The following is a 20118-nucleotide window of genomic DNA, read 5'->3' as shown; positions in this document are numbered from 1 at the left end:
ATGCGAATACTTTTCTTCACAAACGAATATTCTCATCCAAACTTACCAAACTCAGGTGGTGTTGGCTCATTTTTAAAAATAATGAGCGAATCATTATCACAACAAGGGCATGAAATATTTGTTTATGGTTTTTCTAAAAAACCCTTAGAATTTGAAGACAAAGGCATTCATTTTAAATTTATAAAAAAGTATTCTAAACAATTTCGCTTTAACGAATTAAAAAGATCTATAACTTCAAAGCTAGGATATAAAAAAGCTGACTTAAATTTTCTTATTAAAGAACGAAAGTATTATGCAAAAAAGTTAAAAACCCACTGTATAAAAAACAATATAGATATTATAGAATCGTTCGTTTTCAATGGGTATACTGCATTTTGGGATAATAGTACTCCTTTAGTTCTAAGATTTCATGGATCTAGAGGTTTTTGGCATTATTATTTAGGTGCCAAAAAGGATGAGTTTAAAATAAAAATGGAGCAAATAGCTTTAAAAAAAGCAAAACATCTTATTGCTGTTTCAAAATTTTCCGCTGATGCCGTAAAGAAAATTTACAATATTAAAATTCATAACATAATATACAATGGAATTGATTCTAGTTTTTTTTATCCAGATAATAGAGAGCACAAGATTAAGAAACAATCCTTGTATTATTTTGGCACTATTTCAAAAGCTAAAGGAGTAGATATTTTATGTGAAGTTTTTAATACAATTTCTAAAAAGTTCCCTAATGCTTCTTTAAATCTTATAGGCAGAGGTCAAGGTTACTGGGAATACTTATCAAGTGAAGTATTAACATCAACAGCCTTAAAAAAAACCACATATCATGGACCAAAAAATCAAAATCAACTTACAAATCTACTTCAAGAAGCCAATATTTGCGTTTTCCCTTCTCTAAATGAAAATTTTAGTCTTGCAATAGAGGAAGCTATGTCATTAGAAAAAATAGTTATAGCGTCAAATATTCCTGCCTTTAAAGAAATTATTATTGATGGAGAAAATGGACTCATAGCAAATAATAAGAAAGATTATATCACCTTAATAAGTAACATTTTTGAATCCCCAGAAAGTTATAATTCAATAGCTAGAAAAGCTAGAAAAGATATTCTTCAGTATTATTCAAAAGAAAAAATGATAGAACAGACACTTATACTATACAATAGTATTTTATCAATTTAAATTTAACAGTATAAGCTTAAGTTGTCATAAATCCTTTTGATAATGCTTACCCTAAATCGTATCTTTGCAAAACACTATTTAGTGGGTAAGGTATGACACACAAAAAGGCTCTAAAGCACAACATTTTTAAGACTATTTCGCAATCCGCTAATGAACTACAGCTAGATAGCTATGTTATTGGTGGTTTTGTTCGCGACTATTTCTTAGAACGTGGTGATGCTAAAGACATTGATGTTGTTGCTGTTGGTAGTGGTATAGAATTGGCACAACAAGTGTCTAAAAACCTACCTACGAACCCTAAAGTTCAAATTTTCAAAACCTATGGCACAGCAATGCTTCGCTACGACGATATTGAGGTTGAGTTTGTTGGCGCACGCAAAGAAAGTTATAATGAGGATAGCCGTAATCCTATTGTTGAAAACGGAACTCTACAAGATGACCAAAACCGACGTGATTTTACAATAAATGCACTTGCTCTTAGTCTTAATCCATCAAATTTTGGTGAGTTATTAGATCCTTTTAAAGGCATAGAAGATTTAGACAAAGGTATTATAAGAACACCTTTAGATCCAAACATAACCTATAGTGACGATCCGCTACGTATGATGCGTGCTATTCGATTTGCAACGCAGTTAAACTTCAAAATTGAAGAGCAGTCTCTCAAGGCTATCACAGACAACAAGGACCGAATAAAAATCATAACCAAAGAGCGTATTGTTACTGAGTTAAACAAAATTCTTGAAAGTGATAAACCTTCAATTGGTTTTAAACTGCTCGAAAAAACGGGTCTTCTAGATTATATTTTACCAGAACTTACTGCTTTAAAAGGCATTGACGAAAAAGAGGGACAACGACACAAAGACAATTTTTATCACACCTTAGAAGTTGTAGATAATATTTGTAAAACTACAGACAATCTTTGGTTGCGTTGGGCTGCACTTTTACACGATATTGGTAAAGCTCCGACCAAAAAATTTAGTAAAAAAGTAGGTTGGACATTCCATGCCCACGAATTTGTTGGTTCTAAAATGGTTTACAAACTCTTTAAGCGATTAAAAATGCCACTGAATGACAAAATGAAATTTGTTCAAAAAATGGTATTAATGAGCTCTCGACCTATCGTCTTAGCAAGTGAAGTTACAGACTCAGCAGTAAGGCGCTTGGTTTTTGATGCTGGTGAACACGTTGATGATTTAATGACACTTTGCGAAGCCGATATAACGACTAAGAATCCTAAAAAATTTAATAAGTATCATAACAATTTTAAACTCGTAAGAGATAAAATTGTAGAGGTGGAAGAACGCGATCGTGTTCGTAATTTTCAACCTCCTGTATCTGGCGAAGAGATTATGAAAACATTTAATCTTAAGCCTTCAAAGGAAATCGGTATTATAAAAGAAGCGATTAAAGAGGCGATTCTTGAAGGAGATATCCCTAATGAATATGATGCAGCACATCAGTTTATGATAGAAAAAGGAAAAGCCTTGGGCTTAAATGTGGTTAATGTATGACATCAATTCTAAGAACAGACGCCAATCACAACGATTTTAAGGTACTTGTAAAAAAATTAGATGCGTATCTTAAAATCACAGATGGTGATGAACATGACTTTTACAACCAATTCAACGGTATAGAACATTTAAAGCATGTCGTTATAGCCTATGATAACAATAAAGCCATAGCCTGTGGTGCATTCAAAATTTTTGACTCTAATAAGGTTGAAATAAAACGAATGTTTACGCTTCCTGAAGCTAGAAAAAAAGGAATCGCCACAAAAATTTTAAACGAACTCGAAGATTGGGCTAAGGAAATAGGTTACAGTACAATTATTTTAGAAACAGGAATTAGACAAACCGAGGCTGTCGCCTTCTACAAAAGAAATAATTATAAAATTACGCCCAACTATGGGCAATACACAGGTGTTGAAAATAGTATTTGCTTTGAAAAAAAAAAAATTGAAAAACTGAAAAAGAAAAAAGACAATGAAAAAGGATAACAAAGCCGTAATCTATTGGCTACTCACAGGTTGTTTCTTAATTTTTATTATGGTAATTGTTGGTGGTATTACCCGACTTACACATTCTGGATTATCTATATCTAATTACAAGTTAATCTCTGGAACAATTCCTCCAATGAATGAGATTGAATGGAATGAAGCATTTGATTTGTATAAACAATATCCAGAATATCAAAAACTTAATTATGGTATGTCTTTAGAAGAGTTTAAAGACATTTACTTTTGGGAATGGATACACCGCGTAATCGGTCGGTTTATTGGGTTGGTGTTCATCATTCCTTTTGTGTACTTTTTAATTAGAAAACAGCTTACTAAATCGACTATTAAAAAATCCGTTATTCTACTTTTTTTGGGAGGTTTTCAGGGGTTCCTTGGATGGTACATGGTAAAAAGTGGATTGGTAGACAGACCAGACGTAAGCCATTACAGGTTAGCGGCACATCTCACTACAGCGTTTTTAACATTTGCATATACATTTTGGGTGGCATTAGATTTAATATTTCCTAATAAAAAAGCTATTGATACCAAACTTAGAAATTTTATAAGAATAGGGTTAGTAGTATTAGTCATTCAGATAATTTATGGTGCATTTGTAGCAGGACTAGATGCAGGTTGGATTCACAATCACTGGCCATTTATGAGTGAAGGAAAATTTATGCACGAGACCGTATACACAGAGCAAAACCCAACCTATCTTAATTTTCTTGAAGGAAAAAGCGGTGTTCAGTTTGTACATAGAACATTAGCCTACGTAGTGGTTATATTTATTTTAGCAATTTGGTATAAAGCTACACGAAACGATATATCAAGATGGCAAACAAAAGGTGTTAACAGCCTTTTAATCGTAGTAGGAATTCAGTTTTTACTAGGTGTACTTACACTTTTATTAGCAGTACCTGTTTGGCTAGGTGTTTTACATCAGGTGGTTGCTTTTATTTTATTGAGTTGTATGGTGTTTACACTTCATCGTTTTAGTAAGTAGTGAAATGTTAGGTGTTAGGTGTTAGAAAGTACTAATACTTTGAAGAATACTACTAAAAACACCTATACTTTTATAGCTATTCAATAAAAAGAGTTTCTAATAATTAACATAAAACTAAATACTTTTCAGCGTATAATAATTACGTTTTAAAATCTATCTTTGCAAAATGATTTACAGATTTAGAGTCATATTAGACAATGATACAGAAGACGATGTGTTTCGTGATTTAGAAATCCGCGAAACAGATACTATGGAAGATTTACATAACATTATAACCCAATCTTTTGGTTTTGATGGTATGGAAATGGCTTCATTTTACGTAAGTGATGATGAGTGGAACCAAGGCGAAGAAATTGCCATGTTTGACATGAGTGAAGCAGGTAACGAAGTTAAAATGATGAGCACAACAATCATTAAAGATATTGTACACGAAGCGTCACCAAAACTTATATATGTTTACGACTTTTTAAGCATGTGGACTTTTTACGTAGAACTTGCTGAAATCGTTGAAGAAGCTCAAGGTACAGATTACCCTAACTTAATGTTTGTTCATGGACAGATACCAGATGAGGCTCCAGACAAAATGTTTGAAGCTGATGAAGACGAGGATTACAATGAATTTGAAGACGACCTAGACATCGACGACTACGAAAATCTCGATTTTGATGAAAACTGGAACTAAAAAACAGTATTAAAACTATAAACAAAGCACCATAAATTGGTGCTTTGTTGTTTTTGTGTAACAAAAAAATCAGTTGTTCGTCTTACTTACATAATCAATCAATGTTGTTTTATACAATATTTAAACCCAATCAATTTTGGAACAACCAATCCTTACAATCAATAATCTTACAAAAAAGTTTGGTGCGTTAACAGCAGTTAAAGACTTAAGCTTTACTATAAATAAAGGCAACGTTTACGGTATATTAGGACCAAACGGAAGTGGTAAATCTACAACACTTGGTATTGTGCTAAATGTGGTAAACAAAACAAATGGAGATTTTCATTGGTTTGATGGCACCATGTCTACTCATAATGCCTTAAAGCAAGTAGGAGCTATTATAGAACGTCCTAACTTTTATCCTTACATGAGTGCAGAACAAAACCTAAAGTTAGTCTGTAAAATAAAAGGTGTACCACTTTATAAAATTGACGAAAAACTAGAAATTGTCGGTCTTTTAGACAGAAAATACCATAAATTTAAAACCTACTCCTTAGGTATGAAGCAACGCTTAGCAATAGCTTCTGCATTACTTAATGATCCTGAAATTTTAATCTTAGATGAGCCAACTAATGGTTTAGACCCACAAGGAATTCATCAAATCCGTCAAATTATAAAAGACATTGCTGCTGATGGTACAACCATTTTGTTAGCCTCTCACCTATTAGATGAAGTAGAAAAAGTTTGCTCTCATGTTGTAGTACTAAGAAAAGGTGAAAAATTATACTCTGGCCGTGTTGATGAAATGATAAGTAGTCATGGCTTTTTTGAACTAAAAGCAGATCAGCAAGATGAGCTTATTACACTACTAAAAACCCACTCTAATTTTAGCAAACTAAAAATAGAAGATGATTTAATTACAGCTTTTTTAGAGGAACCTATGTCAGCTTCAGACTTTAATAAACTCATGTTCGAAAAAGGTATCACTTTATCTCATCTTGTAAAACGTAAAGAAAGTTTAGAAGAACAATTCTTAAAACTTACTGATAATTTAAACTAACATTTCTAAATATTATAATTAGAAATAAACCAAATAACCAATCAAAACATCATGTTACGACTTCTAAATATTGAACTTTTTAAACTCTGGAATAACAAATCGAGCAGAGTGCTAATCATTCTTTCTTTTGTACTTCCGTTTACCATTGCGTTTATTACTTCCATCAAAATAGATCTAGGTTTCATAAGATTAGATCCGAGTGAATATGGTATTTTCAATTTCCCTTTTATCTGGCATTGGAATACTTATTTTGCATCCATTTTTAAAATGTTCTTTGCCCTTGTTGCTATTTCTATGATTTCTAATGAATATAATTACAGGACGTTAAAACAAAATCTAATTGATGGCCTCAGTAAAAAGGAAATGATTCTTTCTAAATTTTACGTCATTTTAGCATACGCTCTTGTTTCTACAGTAGGTGTTTTTATAATGTCTATTATTATTGGGTCAATCTACAGTACGTACACAGAAGCTTCGATTGTATTTACAGACCTAGAATACCTTTTAGCATATTTTTTAAAACTTGTTGGCTTTTTCTCATTCTGTTTATTCATAACTCTATTAGTAAAACGATCTGTTTTCTCTATCGGAATTATAATTATTTTAAGTGCTATCGAATGGATTTCTTATGCCTATATGAGATGGGAAGTTTATGAAAATCAGGCCCAAGAAATTGGCTATAATTTTGCAGAAGGTATTAGTCAATTTTTTCCACTAATGTCGCTTTATAATCTTATTGAGCAACCAATGGTAAGGTATGCCACCAGAATCAATCCAGAAGATATTGGGTTAATCCATGATTACACAGTACAATGGCAAGAAATTTTGATTGTAATAGTTTGGACAGCATTATTTATATTTTTGTCTTATAGATTATTAAAAAAGAGAGATTTGTAATAACTTTGAGGTAATTGCTATGTAATTTTAATACTTACTATAGGAGTTTTTAAGTTCTAGTTGTTATAATAGTATTAAAGTGTGTAGTGTACGTCAAAGCAATTATGAAAAAGAAAACCGCCTTAGTTTTTGCATTATTATTTGGAATTATCGCACTTGCTCAAGAAGAAACTACAAATTGGGCATTTGGCATCAATGCTGGTCTTAATTTTGATTTAGCTACTGGAAACGTAACACCTGTTAGCACTGCCATAAGTACCAACGAAGGCTGCTCTTCAATTTCTGATGAAAACGGTAATTTACGCTTCTACACAGACGGCAGAACTGTATGGAACCGAAATAATCAAATAATGCCCAATGGTAATTATTTTGGTGGTACAGGATTACTCGGTGATCCATCAAGCACGTCTTCTGGAGTAATTATTCCTCACCCTACAAACAGTGATTTGTTCTACATCTTTACCGTAGATGAGCCTCACCACAATAACTCTTGGGCTGATCCTAACCAAGGCCCTGCAGATCAAAACGGAAATCCTTTAAATGAATATCAAGAAAACCCTTCTTCTTCAGCATCGCAAACTGTACCACAAGCGGATGACGGCTTTAATAATGGTTTTAACTACTCATTAGTAGATATGACGCTAAATGGAGGCTTAGGTGATGTGGTTCCTACAGAAAAAAATGTACACCTTATAACTTATGATACTTCGAATCCAGACCAAGTTTTATACAAATGTGCAGAAAAGATTACTGCTGTCCAAGGATCAGATTGCGAGACTATGTGGGTAATTACTCAATTTGTAGATACGTTTTATGCCTTCAAAATAGACTCAAATGGTTTTAATGATTTAACTCCAGTAACCTCAGTAGTTCCACCAAACATTACCACACAAGGTTACAGACGAAATGGTATTGGCTACATGAAATCTTCGCCTGATGGTACAAAAATAGCTGTATGTCATGCTCAAAATATCAATCAACCAAGTAATGTTGCAAATTCTCAAAATACAGGTAGTTTTTGGCTATATGATTTTGATAATGAAACAGGAACTGTGAGTAATCCTGTTAATCTATTAGCAAATATTTCTGCTTACGGAACTGAATTTTCTGCTGACTCTAAAAAAGTCTATGTTACATACAGAAATACAAATACTAATACAAATAATGTTAACCAATTTGATCTTGACAACAACAATACTGAAACTATTATCCATCAACAACCAATTAATACTGGTTTTATTTCTTCGATGCAATTAGCTCCCAACAATAAAATTTATGTGTGCAACACTTTAAACATAAACACTTTAGATGTTATTGAAAACCCAAGTGAAGCTGGATTAACCTCTACTTATAACGTTTCTGGACAAGCCTTAGCTGTTGGCACTTCTGCAAGGTTAGGTTTACCGCCATTTATTACATCGTTTCTAGGCTCTGAAATAGATATAATCAGAAACGGAATAAGCACCTCAGAATTGCGATTGTGTATTGGAGATAGTTACACATTACAGGCAGACGATATTCCCGGTGCCGATTATGTTTGGTCTTTTGATGGTAATCCTATTGCAGGAAATAACCAAGCACAGCTAATTATTGATACTCCTGGTTTTTATGAAGTTTACATAGAACCCAATAATGGCGAATGTCCTATTGAAGGTAGTGCAGTTGTTGGTGTTTTTGATATCCCTGTTGCAAACTCTGTTTCAGATGTTATTGTCTGTGATGATTTCGGAAACGATGGTATTGTTGACGGTTTAGATTTTACCAATAAAAATAGTGAAGCACTTTTAAATCAATCCGCTACACAATATAATGTGCGTTATTTTGAATCTATGGATGATGCTAATAATCTTGAAAATGAAATAACTTTCCCTTACAGTAACACCAACAATCCGGACAATACAATTTATGTTAGGGTTGATAATATAGATAATACTAATTGTTTTGATGTCACTAGTTTTCAAATTGTAGTTTTTAACACACCACAAATCGTTCAATTAAATAATATAGAATTCTGCGATAATGAAGGCGACCCAACTGATGGTATTGCAACTATTCAACTCAATGACCTAATCCCATCCATTAGAGGAGAACAACCAGAAACCGACACAAACATAACCTTTCATCCCAGCCAACAAGATGCAGACGATAACACCTCGGCACTAGCGTTAACTTATACAAATACAACACCAGTTAACGAAACTATTTTTGTTAGAATAGAAAACACAAATAACACAGATTGTTACAGCATAGGAAGTTTTCAACTTACCATTAATGATGCGCCAGTGGCAAATAACATTTCTATTGTACAATGTGATGAAGATGGTATACCAGAAGGCTTCACAACGTTTAATATTGGTTTATTTAGCGATGATGTTATAAATAACGAAACAGATAGAAACGTTGGCTATTACCTTTCTCTTGAAGATGCAGAAAACGAACAAAATGAAATTGACGCTGATGCTTTTAATAATTTCTTTAATCCTCAAACAGTTTACGCAAGGGTCACTAATACCTCAACTGGTTGTGTAAGTTTTAGTGAGGTTACCTTAGAAGTCAGCACCACATCATCTAATGATGCCAGCATTGCTGTATGCGATGCTGATGGTACTGAAGATGGTTTTGCAACATTTAATCTTAACGACACTAACTCCATTGTCTTGGCTGGTGCTCCTGCTGGCTTAGACCTTCAGTATTATGAAACTTATGAAGATGCTCTAGTTGAAGCCAATCCACTTACCGCCAATTTCACCAACACTATTCCTTATAATCAAACCATCTACGCACGTGTTGAAAATGCCAATGCGTGTTATGGCATCAGTGAAATAGAGCTTACCGTTTACCAACTTCCCGATATTGAAACCGAATTTGAAACCTTGTACTGTCTCAATAGTTTTCCTGATACTATCGTATTAGATGCTGGTGTTATTAATGACTCACCTAGTAATTATTTCTTTGACTGGTCTACTGGTGAGGATACAGCAACTATAGAAGTTGACGCACCTGGCACATACAATGTCAGAGTAAGTAATGTAAATGGTTGTTTTAAAGATAGAACTATTACCGTTTTACCATCTAACATTGCAACTATTGAGGCTATTGAAGTTGTTGATGCTTCTAACAACAATACGATTACAGTTTTGGTATCTGGTGAAGGTGATTATGAATATGCTTTGAATGATATTGATGGGCCTTATCAAGACTCAAATATATTTGAGAATATTTTACCTGGACTCTACACCGTATTTGTAAGAGACAAAAACGATTGTGGTATTTCTGAAGAATTAGTATCTGTTATTGGTTTTCCTAAATTCTTTACTCCAAATGGTGATGGAGTTAATGAATTTTGGCAGGTCAGAGGTATTAGTCGCCAATTTCAGCCAAATACAAGTATTTTAATTTTTGACCGCTACGGTAAACTTTTAACAAAACTCAATCCACTCGGCTCTGGTTGGGATGGCACATATAATGGAGCTAACATGCCAGCGAGTGACTATTGGTTTAAAGTTCAACTAGAAGATGGTAGAACATTTACCAGTCACTTTTCTTTAAAACGATGATATTGAAACCAAATTTATTTTTAAACAAATACTTTTTAATAATAAGCGCCCTAAGCTTTAGTATTTTTTGTTTAGGACAAGAACCAAATGATTGCATAAATGCAGTTACAGTTTGTGGAAACTCTAGTTTTAGTTTTGATGTTAATGGACAAGGTGTTGAGGAAGTACAAGGATTAAGCGATTGTGGAAGTGGTGAAAATAACAGCATCTGGTTTCAGGTGACTATTGCAACCTCTGGCACACTTGCCTTTACATTAACACCAAGTAGTACGGCTATTTCTGAGGATTACGACTTTTTTCTATTTGGTCCTAATGCCACTTGTGGTAATTTAGGTCAAACTATCAGATGCTCAACCACCAATCCTGCAGCAGCTAATCAAGGTAACAACCGTACAGGTATGAGTCCGGATGATCCGGATCCTAATGAAGGACCTGGAGCAGATGGAGATAGCTTTGTAAGTGATTTAGATGTACTAGCAGGCGAAACTTATTTTTTAGTCATTGATAGACCTATAGGCAACAGTCCTTTCTCATTAGAATGGACAGGCACAGCGACATTCCCTGAAAGTCCTTCAAATCCTGTGTTAACAAACCCAAACATTACAAGTTTACCTCCTTTAGAGCTTTGTGACCGTACGGCACCTTTCGATGATGATATTACTCAGGTCGATTTTACTAGCTTAACACAAGATATTATCAATGGTGCTAATGATGTAGCTGTGAGTTATCACATATCAGAAAACGATGCCACCATCAATATAAACCCTCTAGGCAATATTTTTACGAGTTTTCCAATCACCCAAACTGTGTTTATAAGAATAGAAAATACCGTTACAGGATGCTTTATCATAAATGATATCGTTATTAATATTACTAGTTTTTCAAATTTTAATAATCCTTCCACGTATCAATTGTGCGATGATGATACAGATGGTGATGATCAAAATGGACAAACAACTTTCGATTTTGATGTCAAAACACAGGAAATTGAGAATGGTATCTTAGGTGCTAATCTCAATATAAGCTACCATTTATCTGAAGGTGATGCTGTAGCTAATACTTCAGCTTTACCTACTATTTATACAAATACTTCAGCAACACCAACCGAAATTTTTGCGAGAATAGAAGATATAAATACTGGTTGTGTAGGGTTTACTTCATTTAATATAATAGTAGCTGCTAAACCTATTGCCAATGATGTATCGCTAATACAATGTGACGAAGACGGCATACCAGAGGGTTTTACAACCTTCAATCTTAATGAAATTAATAGCGAAATTACTAATAACGATGCCAATGCAATTATTAGTTATTACCTATCTCAAACTGACGCAGAGAACGAGACCGACGCCATTAATCCTGATGCTTTTGAAAACTTCTTTAATCCTCAAATTATTTATGCGAGAGTAACCAATACTGTTACGGGTTGTGTAAGTTTTAGTGAGGTGTCTTTAGAAGTGAGTACTACATCATCTAATGATGCTAGTATTGCTGTATGCGATGCTGATGGTACTGAAGATGGTTTTGCAACATTTAATCTTAACGACACTAACGCCATTGTCTTGGCTGGTGCTCCTGCTGGTTTAGACCTTCAGTATTATGAAACTTATGAAGATGCTCTAGTTGAAGTCAATCCACTTACCGCCAATTTCACCAACACTATTCCTTATAATCAAACCATCTACACACGTGTTGAAAATGCCAATGCGTGTTACGGAATAAGTGAAATTGAACTTACGGTTTACGAACTTCCTGATATTGAAACCGAATTTGAAACCTTATACTGTCTCAATAGTTTTCCCGAAACCATAGTGTTGGATGCTGGTGTTATTAACGACTCACCTAGCAATTATTTATTTGATTGGTCTACTGGTGAAGATACAGCAACTATAGAAGTTGACGCACCTGGCACATACAATGTCAGAGTAAGTAATGTAAATGGTTGTTTTAAAGATAGAACTATTACCGTTTTACCATCTAACATTGCAACTATTGATGCTATTGAAGTTGTTGATGCTTCTAACAACAATACGATTACAGTTTTGGTCTCTGGTGAGGGTGATTATGAATATGCTTTGGATGATATTGATGGGCCTTATCAAGACTCAAATATATTTGAGGATATTTTACCAGGACTTTACACCGTATTTGTAAGAGACAAAAACGATTGCGGTATTTCCGAAGAATTAGTATCTGTTATTGGCTTTCCTAAATTCTTTACACCAAATGGTGATGGTGTTAATGAATTTTGGCAGGTCAGAGGTATTAGTCGCCAATTTCAACCAAATACAAGTATTTTAATTTTTGATCGTTATGGTAAATTGCTGGCAGAACTCAACCCTCTTAGTGGTGGTTGGGATGGCACATATAATGGTGCGCTTATGCCTTCAAGCGACTATTGGTTTAAAGTTCAACTAGAAGACGGCAGAACGTTTACCAGTCACTTTAGTTTGGTGCGATAAATATATATTGTAATTTAGATGAACCAACCTAAGCCTATTGAAACAAGCTCACTACATATTCACTTTGCTTTTTTTAGGCTTGGCACATCAACTGTTTGCACAAGATATTTCTCTGTTTGAGCAGTTTAATGGCAGGTATGATTATACTGCTATCGGAAACACTTTAAACCAAGCAGAAAACAATATTGATCAAAGTTTTTGTTCACTTCTAGAATCCTCTGATGCAACCCTTTCATTAAATTCAGAAAACGAAATTATAAAAGCCTATTTGTACTGGGCAGGCTCTGGCTCTGGTGATACGGAAGTTACTCTAAACGACATACAAATTTCTAGTGAAGATTTATACAGTGTAACCTTTAATGATATTTTAAATGGACCTCTTGATTATTTTTCTTGCTACGCAGATATTACCGACATAGTACTTAGCCAAGGAAATGGAAACTATGAGTTTTCAGACCTAGATATAAGCGCTGAATTAATGTCTAATCCTGGATATTGCAATAACAGGACTAATTTTGGTGGTTGGAGTATTTACGTCATTTATCAAAATGATAATTTACCTTTAAACCAAATAAACTTATATCAAGGTCTTGAAATCATTAACCGTAATATACAAGAAAAAGAAATTACCCTAGAAAATATTGATGTTATTGATAACCAAGGTGCTAAAATTGGTTTTCTGGCATGGGAAGGAGATAATAGTCTTAATTATGGCGAATCGCTATCGGTTAATGATAATATTATTTCAAATCCACCTTTAAATCTCGCAGACAATGCTTTTAACGGTACAAATACATTTACCAATTCTACCACATTTTATAATGCAGATTTAGACGTTTACGATTTAGAAAATAATATAAATATTGGCGATACTTCTGTATCCATAAAATTAACTACTGGTGGCATTAATGAAAACGGAGGCTTCAGTGCAGACCTCATAATTCTAAATAATATTATTACAGTACTCAACAGTCAATTGCCAGATGCTACAATAGACATTAATGATTTTATAGTGAATTGTGGTGATAATAGCATCGAGATTTTCTATACTGTAAACAACTTTAATAGTACAGATGTTTTACCAGTAAATACACCTATTGCATTTTATTTAGATGATCTTCTCATTGGTCAAAGCCAAACCATAAGCCCTTTAAATATTGGTGCATCTGAGTCTAATACAATCACCTTAACTGTTCCTCAAGAATCCAATCCAAATTTAACCATAGTCGCCAGTGTTGATGATGATGGCAGCATGTCTGGGACTGTAACCGAAACTAACGAAAATAATAACACTAACTTTATTGATATTGAATTATTAGTTATACCAGACATTATTACTTTACCAGGCTTAATCGGGTGTAACGAAGGTTTTGAAACTTCAACTTATAATCTATATGATGCCTTAATTAATCTGAATTATGATGAAACCCTTATCTCTTTTTATCAATCACTGGAAGATTTAGAATCAGCATCAAATTCTATTTTAATACCAACTAACTACAATAATATTTCAAATCCTGAAACTATTTATGTACGTTTAGAAAGTCCACCCTGTTATGAGATTTATCAATTTCAGCTTTCAATAGAAAATTGTCCTCCTTATGTACCAAATGGGTTCTCACCAAATGAGGATAACTTTAACGATTGGTTTAATATACAAGGGCTTTACGATATCTTTACAGCGCATGAGTTACAAATTTACAACCGTTATGGTGATATCATTTTTGAAGGCAACAACGAAAAACCATGGAATGGAAAAATAAATCGAGGAATAAATAATCATGGCAAAACGGTTCCTGTTGGTACATACTACTACATTTTAAACCTTAATGATCCTAACTATCGACCAATGGTAGGTTGGGTGTACGTAAATTACTAGAATTGTTAAGATTTTTGTCCGTTTATCTTTTTCATTTGCAGATAAGAAAATCATCAATTAATTTTAGTTATTGTGTATTGATTTTCAATTTCCCTCCCAATTATCATACACTTTCCCTCTTAATATTTTATTTATCGAAAGCTATGTTTTTCCAAGAAGGAAAACAACAATATGGAGTTTCAGGTTAAGGAACATTATTGTTGAGGCTGTAATGTTTTCGAAATTTCAATTTGGGAAAAAGACCTCTTTTTGAGGTCTTTTTTGTACGATTAAGAATACAAATTGTTTTAAAATGTTAACATTACGTGTATTTCATCGTGTTTTTTTGTGTTTCATCTTCATTACACGTATTTTTCGCGCTTACAAGCGTACAATAGGTCAGCCCCAAAAATGACAACACTTTGTACCCAGAAAACTTAACCTAACTTATGGATTGTATTAACCGCTCCCTCCTATTATGCTTTTGCTTATTTTTTTGCTTTTCTTATGGTCAGCAAATCTCGGTAGATAATTCGCTTAGCCCTCAAAATTTAATTGAAAACAATCTCATACAAGGTTGTGTAGAAGTGTCTAATATTAGTTCTCCCACAAACGGCAGTGTGGCTGGTTTGGGTAGTTTTGGTTATTTTGAAAGAGCAAATTCAAACTTCCCTTTTGAAAACGGAATTGTATTAAGTACAGGTAATGCCAATTCTGCAGGAAATATAGAAAATTCAGCAACCTTAAACGAAGGTAGCAGTAGTTGGGGAACTGACTCAGATTTAGAGACTGCTCTTGGCATTACAGGAACTCTTAATGCTACATCTATTGCGTTTAATTTTACCTCTATATCAAATCAAATTCAATTTAATTACATTTTAGCCTCTGAAGAATATTTTGGAAACTTTCCTTGTCAGTACTCAGATGGTTTTGCTTTTTTAATTAGAGAGGCTGGCACTAACAATCCGTATACTAATATTGCTGTGGTACCTGGCACTACTACTCCCGTTAACACCAATACAGTTCATGATGAAATTGTTGGATTTTGCGAAGCTTCTAATGAAGCATATTTTGAAGGTTATAGTCTTGGTGATACAAATTACAACGGTAGAACCACAGTATTGTCTGCAACTGCCGCTATACAACCCAATGTAGAATATCAAATAAAATTAATTATTGCAGACCAAACTGATGAAAACTATGACTCTGCAGTTTTTATACAAGGTAATAGTTTTAATGCTTCAGTAGATTTAGGTGAAGATTTTTCAACCTGCGCAAGTGAAGTTACTTTAGATGGAGATATAGGCAACCCACAGGCAACATATAGTTGGTACTTTAATGATGTTTTAATTCCTGGTGCGAACCAAACTAATTTTAATGCAAGCGTTACAGGTAACTATCGCGTTGAAATAGAAATTCCTCTCTCTGGCAGCACTTGCGTTATTGAGGATGATATTAACCTTACTTTAAGTTCCACACAATCTTCAGATCCAATTTCTGATTTTGAAATTTGCGATGATATAAGCAATGATGGCATAGAACTATTTGATTTATCGACTAAAGATGCTGAAGTTTTAGCTTCTGTGCCTTCTTCAAACTATACTATATCATATCACTATTCTGACATCGAAGCTCAGAGTGGCGTTAATCCTATTACCAACCCTATTGAAAATACAACAAATCCACAAGTAATATATTTAAGAATTGAAGACAATAATGACGGTTGCTTGGCATTTTCAAACTTCAATCTTACTGTTAATTCATTACCTAACATCAATAATCCTTCTCCATTAGAAGTTTGCGATGACCAAGTTGCTGATGGATTTACAACCATAGACCTAAATATAAAAAATGATGAAATCACTAACGGTCTTACTAATCTTATAGTTACCTATCACAGTACACTTTCAGACGCAGCTAGTGGTACTAATCCTCTACCGATGCCATATGTAAATACTAGCAGTAACGAACAAGTTTTTGTAAGTGTTAGAGATGAGTTTACAGGTTGTATAAGCACTACAACTTTAGATATTACTGTTTTAGATAATCCTGTTATAAATACAGAAGAACATTTCATAGATGCGTGTGATGCAGACCATGATGGTTTTGCTAATTTCGATTTAACGAGCATAATACCTGATGTCTTACAAGGTTTAACCGGTGTTACTGTCACCTTTCATGAAACAAATGATGATGCTTTAATAGGAATTAACCCAATAGCAGATGATACTAACTACACGAATATTGTCTCTGAGGAACAGATTGTGTACATAAGGGTTGAAAGCAACACTACAAGTTGTGCTTCTGTAACACCAATTGAAATACATACCAATTTACTATTAACAGCTACAGATATTGACGATATTTCACGTTGTGACATCGATAATGATGGTGTTGAAGAGTTTAGTTTTTTGTCAATAGCTACAAGTATAATAAATGATTTACCAATAGAGTTTGGTATTTCTATTGAGTTCTATTTAACAGAGAATGACAGAGACAATCAAGTAAATGCAATAGATCAATCAGTACCTTTTGTACCAACGAGTAATCCACAAACCATTTATTTGGGATTGTCTAGTGCTACATGCTATGATATAGAACAAATAGATATTACCCTTGTTCCTGTTTATGAGTTCGAAAATATTAACAGCCAAACCGTTTGTGATGAAGATCAGGATGGTTTTACAACTACAGACTTATCGCAATTTGATGCTCAAGTCACTGATGCCTTAGATGGATTTAGCGTTACTTACTTTTTAACAGAACAAGACGCTAGAAACGCTACTAACGTACTACCAAATTTTTATACCAACACAACAAATCCTTTTACAGTTTATCCTAGAATAACTTCAGATGAAACTGGTTGTTCTGATGTTAACTTTTTTGAGATTACGGTTCTAGAAGCTCCAATTACTTCTACTCCTAGTGATATTGTTATTTGTGATGATGATCAAGACGGTTTATTTACTATTAATCTGTTAGACGTTATCCAACAGGTAGTAAGTAGTACAAATGAAAGACAAATCACTTTTTATAATAGCCAAACAGATGCTGACAATGGTAGCAATGCTATAACTAATGAAAGTAGTTATAATGCACAAACCGAAAGTATTTATATAAGAGTAGAAAACACAACTACCGGTTGCCATTCTACAGAAGAACTAAATATTATAGTTAACACCTTACCTGTATTTACTGCGATAGATAATTATAAAATCTGTGAGGATAGTAGCGATGGATTTGCCGATTTCATTTTTAATACTAAAGATGCAGAAATTTTAAATGGACAAACTGGTAAAGAAGTCTTATACTACTTAAGCCAAGAAGACGCACATAACAGAACAAATGCTATTAATAAAGATGTAGCTTACCAAAACACCTCAACTCCACAAACTATTTTTGTTAGAGTAGAAAATACAACAGATCAAGATTGTTATGGCACAACAAGTTTTATTATAGAAGTAGGTACAAATCCTGTCTATAACGAGCCTGCGGATTGGTTTGTTTGCGACGACATATCTAACGACGGCTCAGAAACTTTTGATTTATCTACCAAGATTACTGAAATATCAGAAGGTATATCAGACAACCTAGCTGTTACTTTTTACACGTCATTAAATAATGCCGAAAATAGTATTGACCCTCTACCACTTCAATTTACCAATACGGTAAACCCACAAACTATTTTTGTTCAAATTGATAATGGCACAATATGTAACTCTATAACGTCTTTTGAACTCAATGTGATACAAGTACCAGATGTTAATCCTTCTGTACCTTTAATAGCCTGCGACACCAATTATGATGGATTTACAGAGTTTGATTTAACCAATGCTGAATTTGATATTTTAGATGTTAGACAAGATGATATTGAGATTACTTATTTTGAAAACTATGAAGATGCTGAAACTAACAGCAACGTAATTTCAAATCCTGAAGCTTACACAAATACAAGTAATCCGCAAACTGTTTATATTAAAATAAATAATACAATATCAAATTGTTATGTATTAGTTCCTATTGATTTAAGTGTAAATATGCCTCCTGTTATAAATGATTTTCAATCTTATGACATATGCGAAAGTGAGGATAATAGTTTCGACTTAACCGAAATTAATGAGGTTATTATGGATGAGAGTTTTAATGTCCTATTCAGTTACTATATTACAGAAGCTGATGCATATGCAAACGAGAATGAATTAAACACAGATTATACCTACTCTACCAATAACGATACACTTTTTGCACGTGCCGAATTCAGTACTACATATTGTTTTACCGTTTACGAATTTAATCTTAATGTAAATCAGCTGCCTATTGCCAACCAACCCACTGATTTAGAAGCTTGTGATGATGATTTTGATAGCTTATTAGACTTTGATTTATCACAACAAAATACTGAAATATTAGGTACACAAAACCCTTCTGATTTCACAATAACTTACCATAATTCAGAGGATGATGCCAACAGTAATTTATCTGCAGTAGATACAGACTACATTGCTTTTGATTCTGAAATCATATACGCAAGAGTAGAAAACAATGCTACTGCTTGTTACTCAGTAACACAATTTTCAGTTATTATTCACCCTTTACCTGTAATAGATATTGAAGATCAGGTGATTTGTTTAGATAATCTGCCATTAATTGTTTCTGCTAACACCAACAACCCAACAGACCAATACATATGGTCTACTGGTGAAACCACATCAGAAATTGAAATTACAGAAATTGGTACCTATTGGGTGACTGTAACCACCGAATTTGGCTGCGAAAACACAAGAGTGTTTAGTGTAGTAGAATCTGAAGCTGCAACCATAGAAGCAACTGAGGTTATTGATTTTTCAGACCCTAATAATATAACAGTAACTATAAGTGGTATTGGAGATTACTTGTATCAATTAGATGATGGCGAGCCTCAAGAATCTAACTTTTTTGATAATGTAGGCATGGGCTACCATACCATTACTATTATAGATTTAAACGGTTGTTCGGAAGTAACTAGAGATATTTTGGTAATTGATATTCCAAAACATATGTCACCAAATGGAGATGGTCTTTATGACACTTGGCATATCGTTGGTGTAGAAACACTTCCCGGAACCATCATTCATATTTTTAATCGTTATGGTAAACACTTAACGACTTTAGGACACGATGGCCCAGGTTGGGATGGCACTTTAAATGGACATAACCTACCTGCTAGTGATTATTGGTTTGTAGCTAATGTTGTAAGAGGTAGCCAATCTTTTGAAGTCAAAGGTCACTTTGCAATTCGTCGTTAAATACTTACTTAAAGCAAATAGTTAGTTAAAATTTAAGAAAACATAAGGAAATTCCTATCTTTGATGGTAAGAGTACTTAAGTAATATTACTGTTCTCTAAAAAAATTAGCTATGATAAGGAATAGATTATTTACTCTTCTCCTATTTCTGTTGTACGTAAACT

The 20118-nt window shown here is 33.6% G+C and carries 11 protein-coding genes; all 11 read left to right on the top strand.

What is annotated here, in order from left to right:
* The 11 genes from FC091_RS08170 to FC091_RS08120 all read left to right on the top strand — a co-directional run bounded on the left by FC091_RS08170 (position 1) and on the right by FC091_RS08120 (position 19955).
* Positions 1-1176 (top strand): glycosyltransferase family 4 protein, encoded by a 1176-nt coding sequence (locus tag FC091_RS08170; RefSeq protein ID WP_138433788.1) that lies wholly within the window; start codon positions 1-3, stop codon positions 1174-1176.
* Between the two features lie 92 nt (positions 1177-1268).
* The gene (locus FC091_RS08165) at positions 1269-2687 is read left to right on the top strand and encodes a CCA tRNA nucleotidyltransferase (protein ID WP_138433787.1); all 1419 of its coding nucleotides are present in this window, start codon (positions 1269-1271) and stop codon (positions 2685-2687) included.
* Positions 2684-3172 carry a GNAT family N-acetyltransferase gene (locus FC091_RS08160; RefSeq protein WP_138433786.1) on the top strand — a complete coding sequence of 163 codons (489 nt, stop codon included), beginning with the start codon at positions 2684-2686 and terminating at the stop codon, positions 3170-3172. Before FC091_RS08165 ends, FC091_RS08160 begins: the two co-directional genes overlap by 4 nt.
* The gene (locus tag FC091_RS08155; protein ID WP_138433785.1) at positions 3159-4175 is read left to right on the top strand and encodes a COX15/CtaA family protein; all 1017 of its coding nucleotides are present in this window, start codon (positions 3159-3161) and stop codon (positions 4173-4175) included. Before FC091_RS08160 ends, FC091_RS08155 begins: the two co-directional genes overlap by 14 nt.
* Before the next feature lie 166 nt (positions 4176-4341).
* Positions 4342-4857 (top strand): IS1096 element passenger TnpR family protein, encoded by a 516-nt coding sequence (locus FC091_RS08150; RefSeq protein ID WP_138433784.1) that lies wholly within the window; start codon positions 4342-4344, stop codon positions 4855-4857.
* A gap of 136 nt (positions 4858-4993) precedes the next feature.
* Positions 4994-5896: an ABC transporter ATP-binding protein gene (locus FC091_RS08145; RefSeq protein WP_138433783.1), complete on the top strand. Its 903-nt coding sequence runs from the start codon at positions 4994-4996 to the stop codon at positions 5894-5896.
* 51 nt (positions 5897-5947) lie between these two features.
* Positions 5948-6793: an ABC transporter permease gene (locus FC091_RS08140; protein WP_138433782.1), complete on the top strand. Its 846-nt coding sequence runs from the start codon at positions 5948-5950 to the stop codon at positions 6791-6793.
* 104 nt (positions 6794-6897) lie between these two features.
* A complete protein-coding gene (locus tag FC091_RS08135) occupies positions 6898-10350 on the top strand; it encodes a T9SS type B sorting domain-containing protein (RefSeq protein WP_138433781.1) in 3453 nt (1150 codons plus the stop codon).
* Positions 10347-12812, top strand: a complete 2466-nt coding sequence (locus FC091_RS08130) for a T9SS type B sorting domain-containing protein (protein ID WP_138433780.1) — start codon at positions 10347-10349, stop codon at positions 12810-12812. The genes FC091_RS08135 and FC091_RS08130 overlap by 4 nt, the downstream gene beginning before the upstream one ends.
* 37 nt (positions 12813-12849) lie before the next feature.
* Entirely contained in the window at positions 12850-14691 is a 1842-nt protein-coding gene (locus FC091_RS08125; protein ID WP_246035825.1) for a gliding motility-associated C-terminal domain-containing protein, read from the top strand.
* Between the two features lie 428 nt (positions 14692-15119).
* Positions 15120-19955, top strand: coding sequence for a T9SS type B sorting domain-containing protein (locus FC091_RS08120; protein WP_138433779.1), 4836 nt, complete (start codon positions 15120-15122; stop codon positions 19953-19955).
* Positions 19956-20118 lie beyond the last annotated feature (163 nt).

The sequence above is a fragment of the Winogradskyella algicola genome (assembly GCF_005869935.1).
GTDB classification, from domain to species: Bacteria; Bacteroidota; Bacteroidia; order Flavobacteriales; family Flavobacteriaceae; genus Winogradskyella; species Winogradskyella algicola.
The sequence above is the reverse complement of the archived record's forward strand: the minus strand, read 5'-3'. Positions and strand labels throughout refer to the sequence as shown.

Bases quoted from the DNA above. Each gene is read 5' to 3' on its own strand.
- FC091_RS08170 (WP_138433788.1), top strand. From the start codon at position 1: ATGCGAATACTTTTCTTCACAAACGAATATTCTCATCCAAACTTACCA.
- FC091_RS08120 (WP_138433779.1), top strand. From the start codon at position 15,120: ATGGATTGTATTAACCGCTCCCTCCTATTATGCTTTTGCTTATTTTTT.
- FC091_RS08135 (WP_138433781.1), top strand. From the start codon at position 6,898: ATGAAAAAGAAAACCGCCTTAGTTTTTGCATTATTATTTGGAATTATC.
- FC091_RS08165 (WP_138433787.1), top strand. From the start codon at position 1,269: ATGACACACAAAAAGGCTCTAAAGCACAACATTTTTAAGACTATTTCG.
- FC091_RS08150 (WP_138433784.1), top strand. From the start codon at position 4,342: ATGATTTACAGATTTAGAGTCATATTAGACAATGATACAGAAGACGAT.
- FC091_RS08160 (WP_138433786.1), top strand. From the start codon at position 2,684: ATGACATCAATTCTAAGAACAGACGCCAATCACAACGATTTTAAGGTA.
- FC091_RS08155 (WP_138433785.1), top strand. From the start codon at position 3,159: ATGAAAAAGGATAACAAAGCCGTAATCTATTGGCTACTCACAGGTTGT.
- FC091_RS08130 (WP_138433780.1), top strand. From the start codon at position 10,347: ATGATATTGAAACCAAATTTATTTTTAAACAAATACTTTTTAATAATA.
- FC091_RS08140 (WP_138433782.1), top strand. From the start codon at position 5,948: ATGTTACGACTTCTAAATATTGAACTTTTTAAACTCTGGAATAACAAA.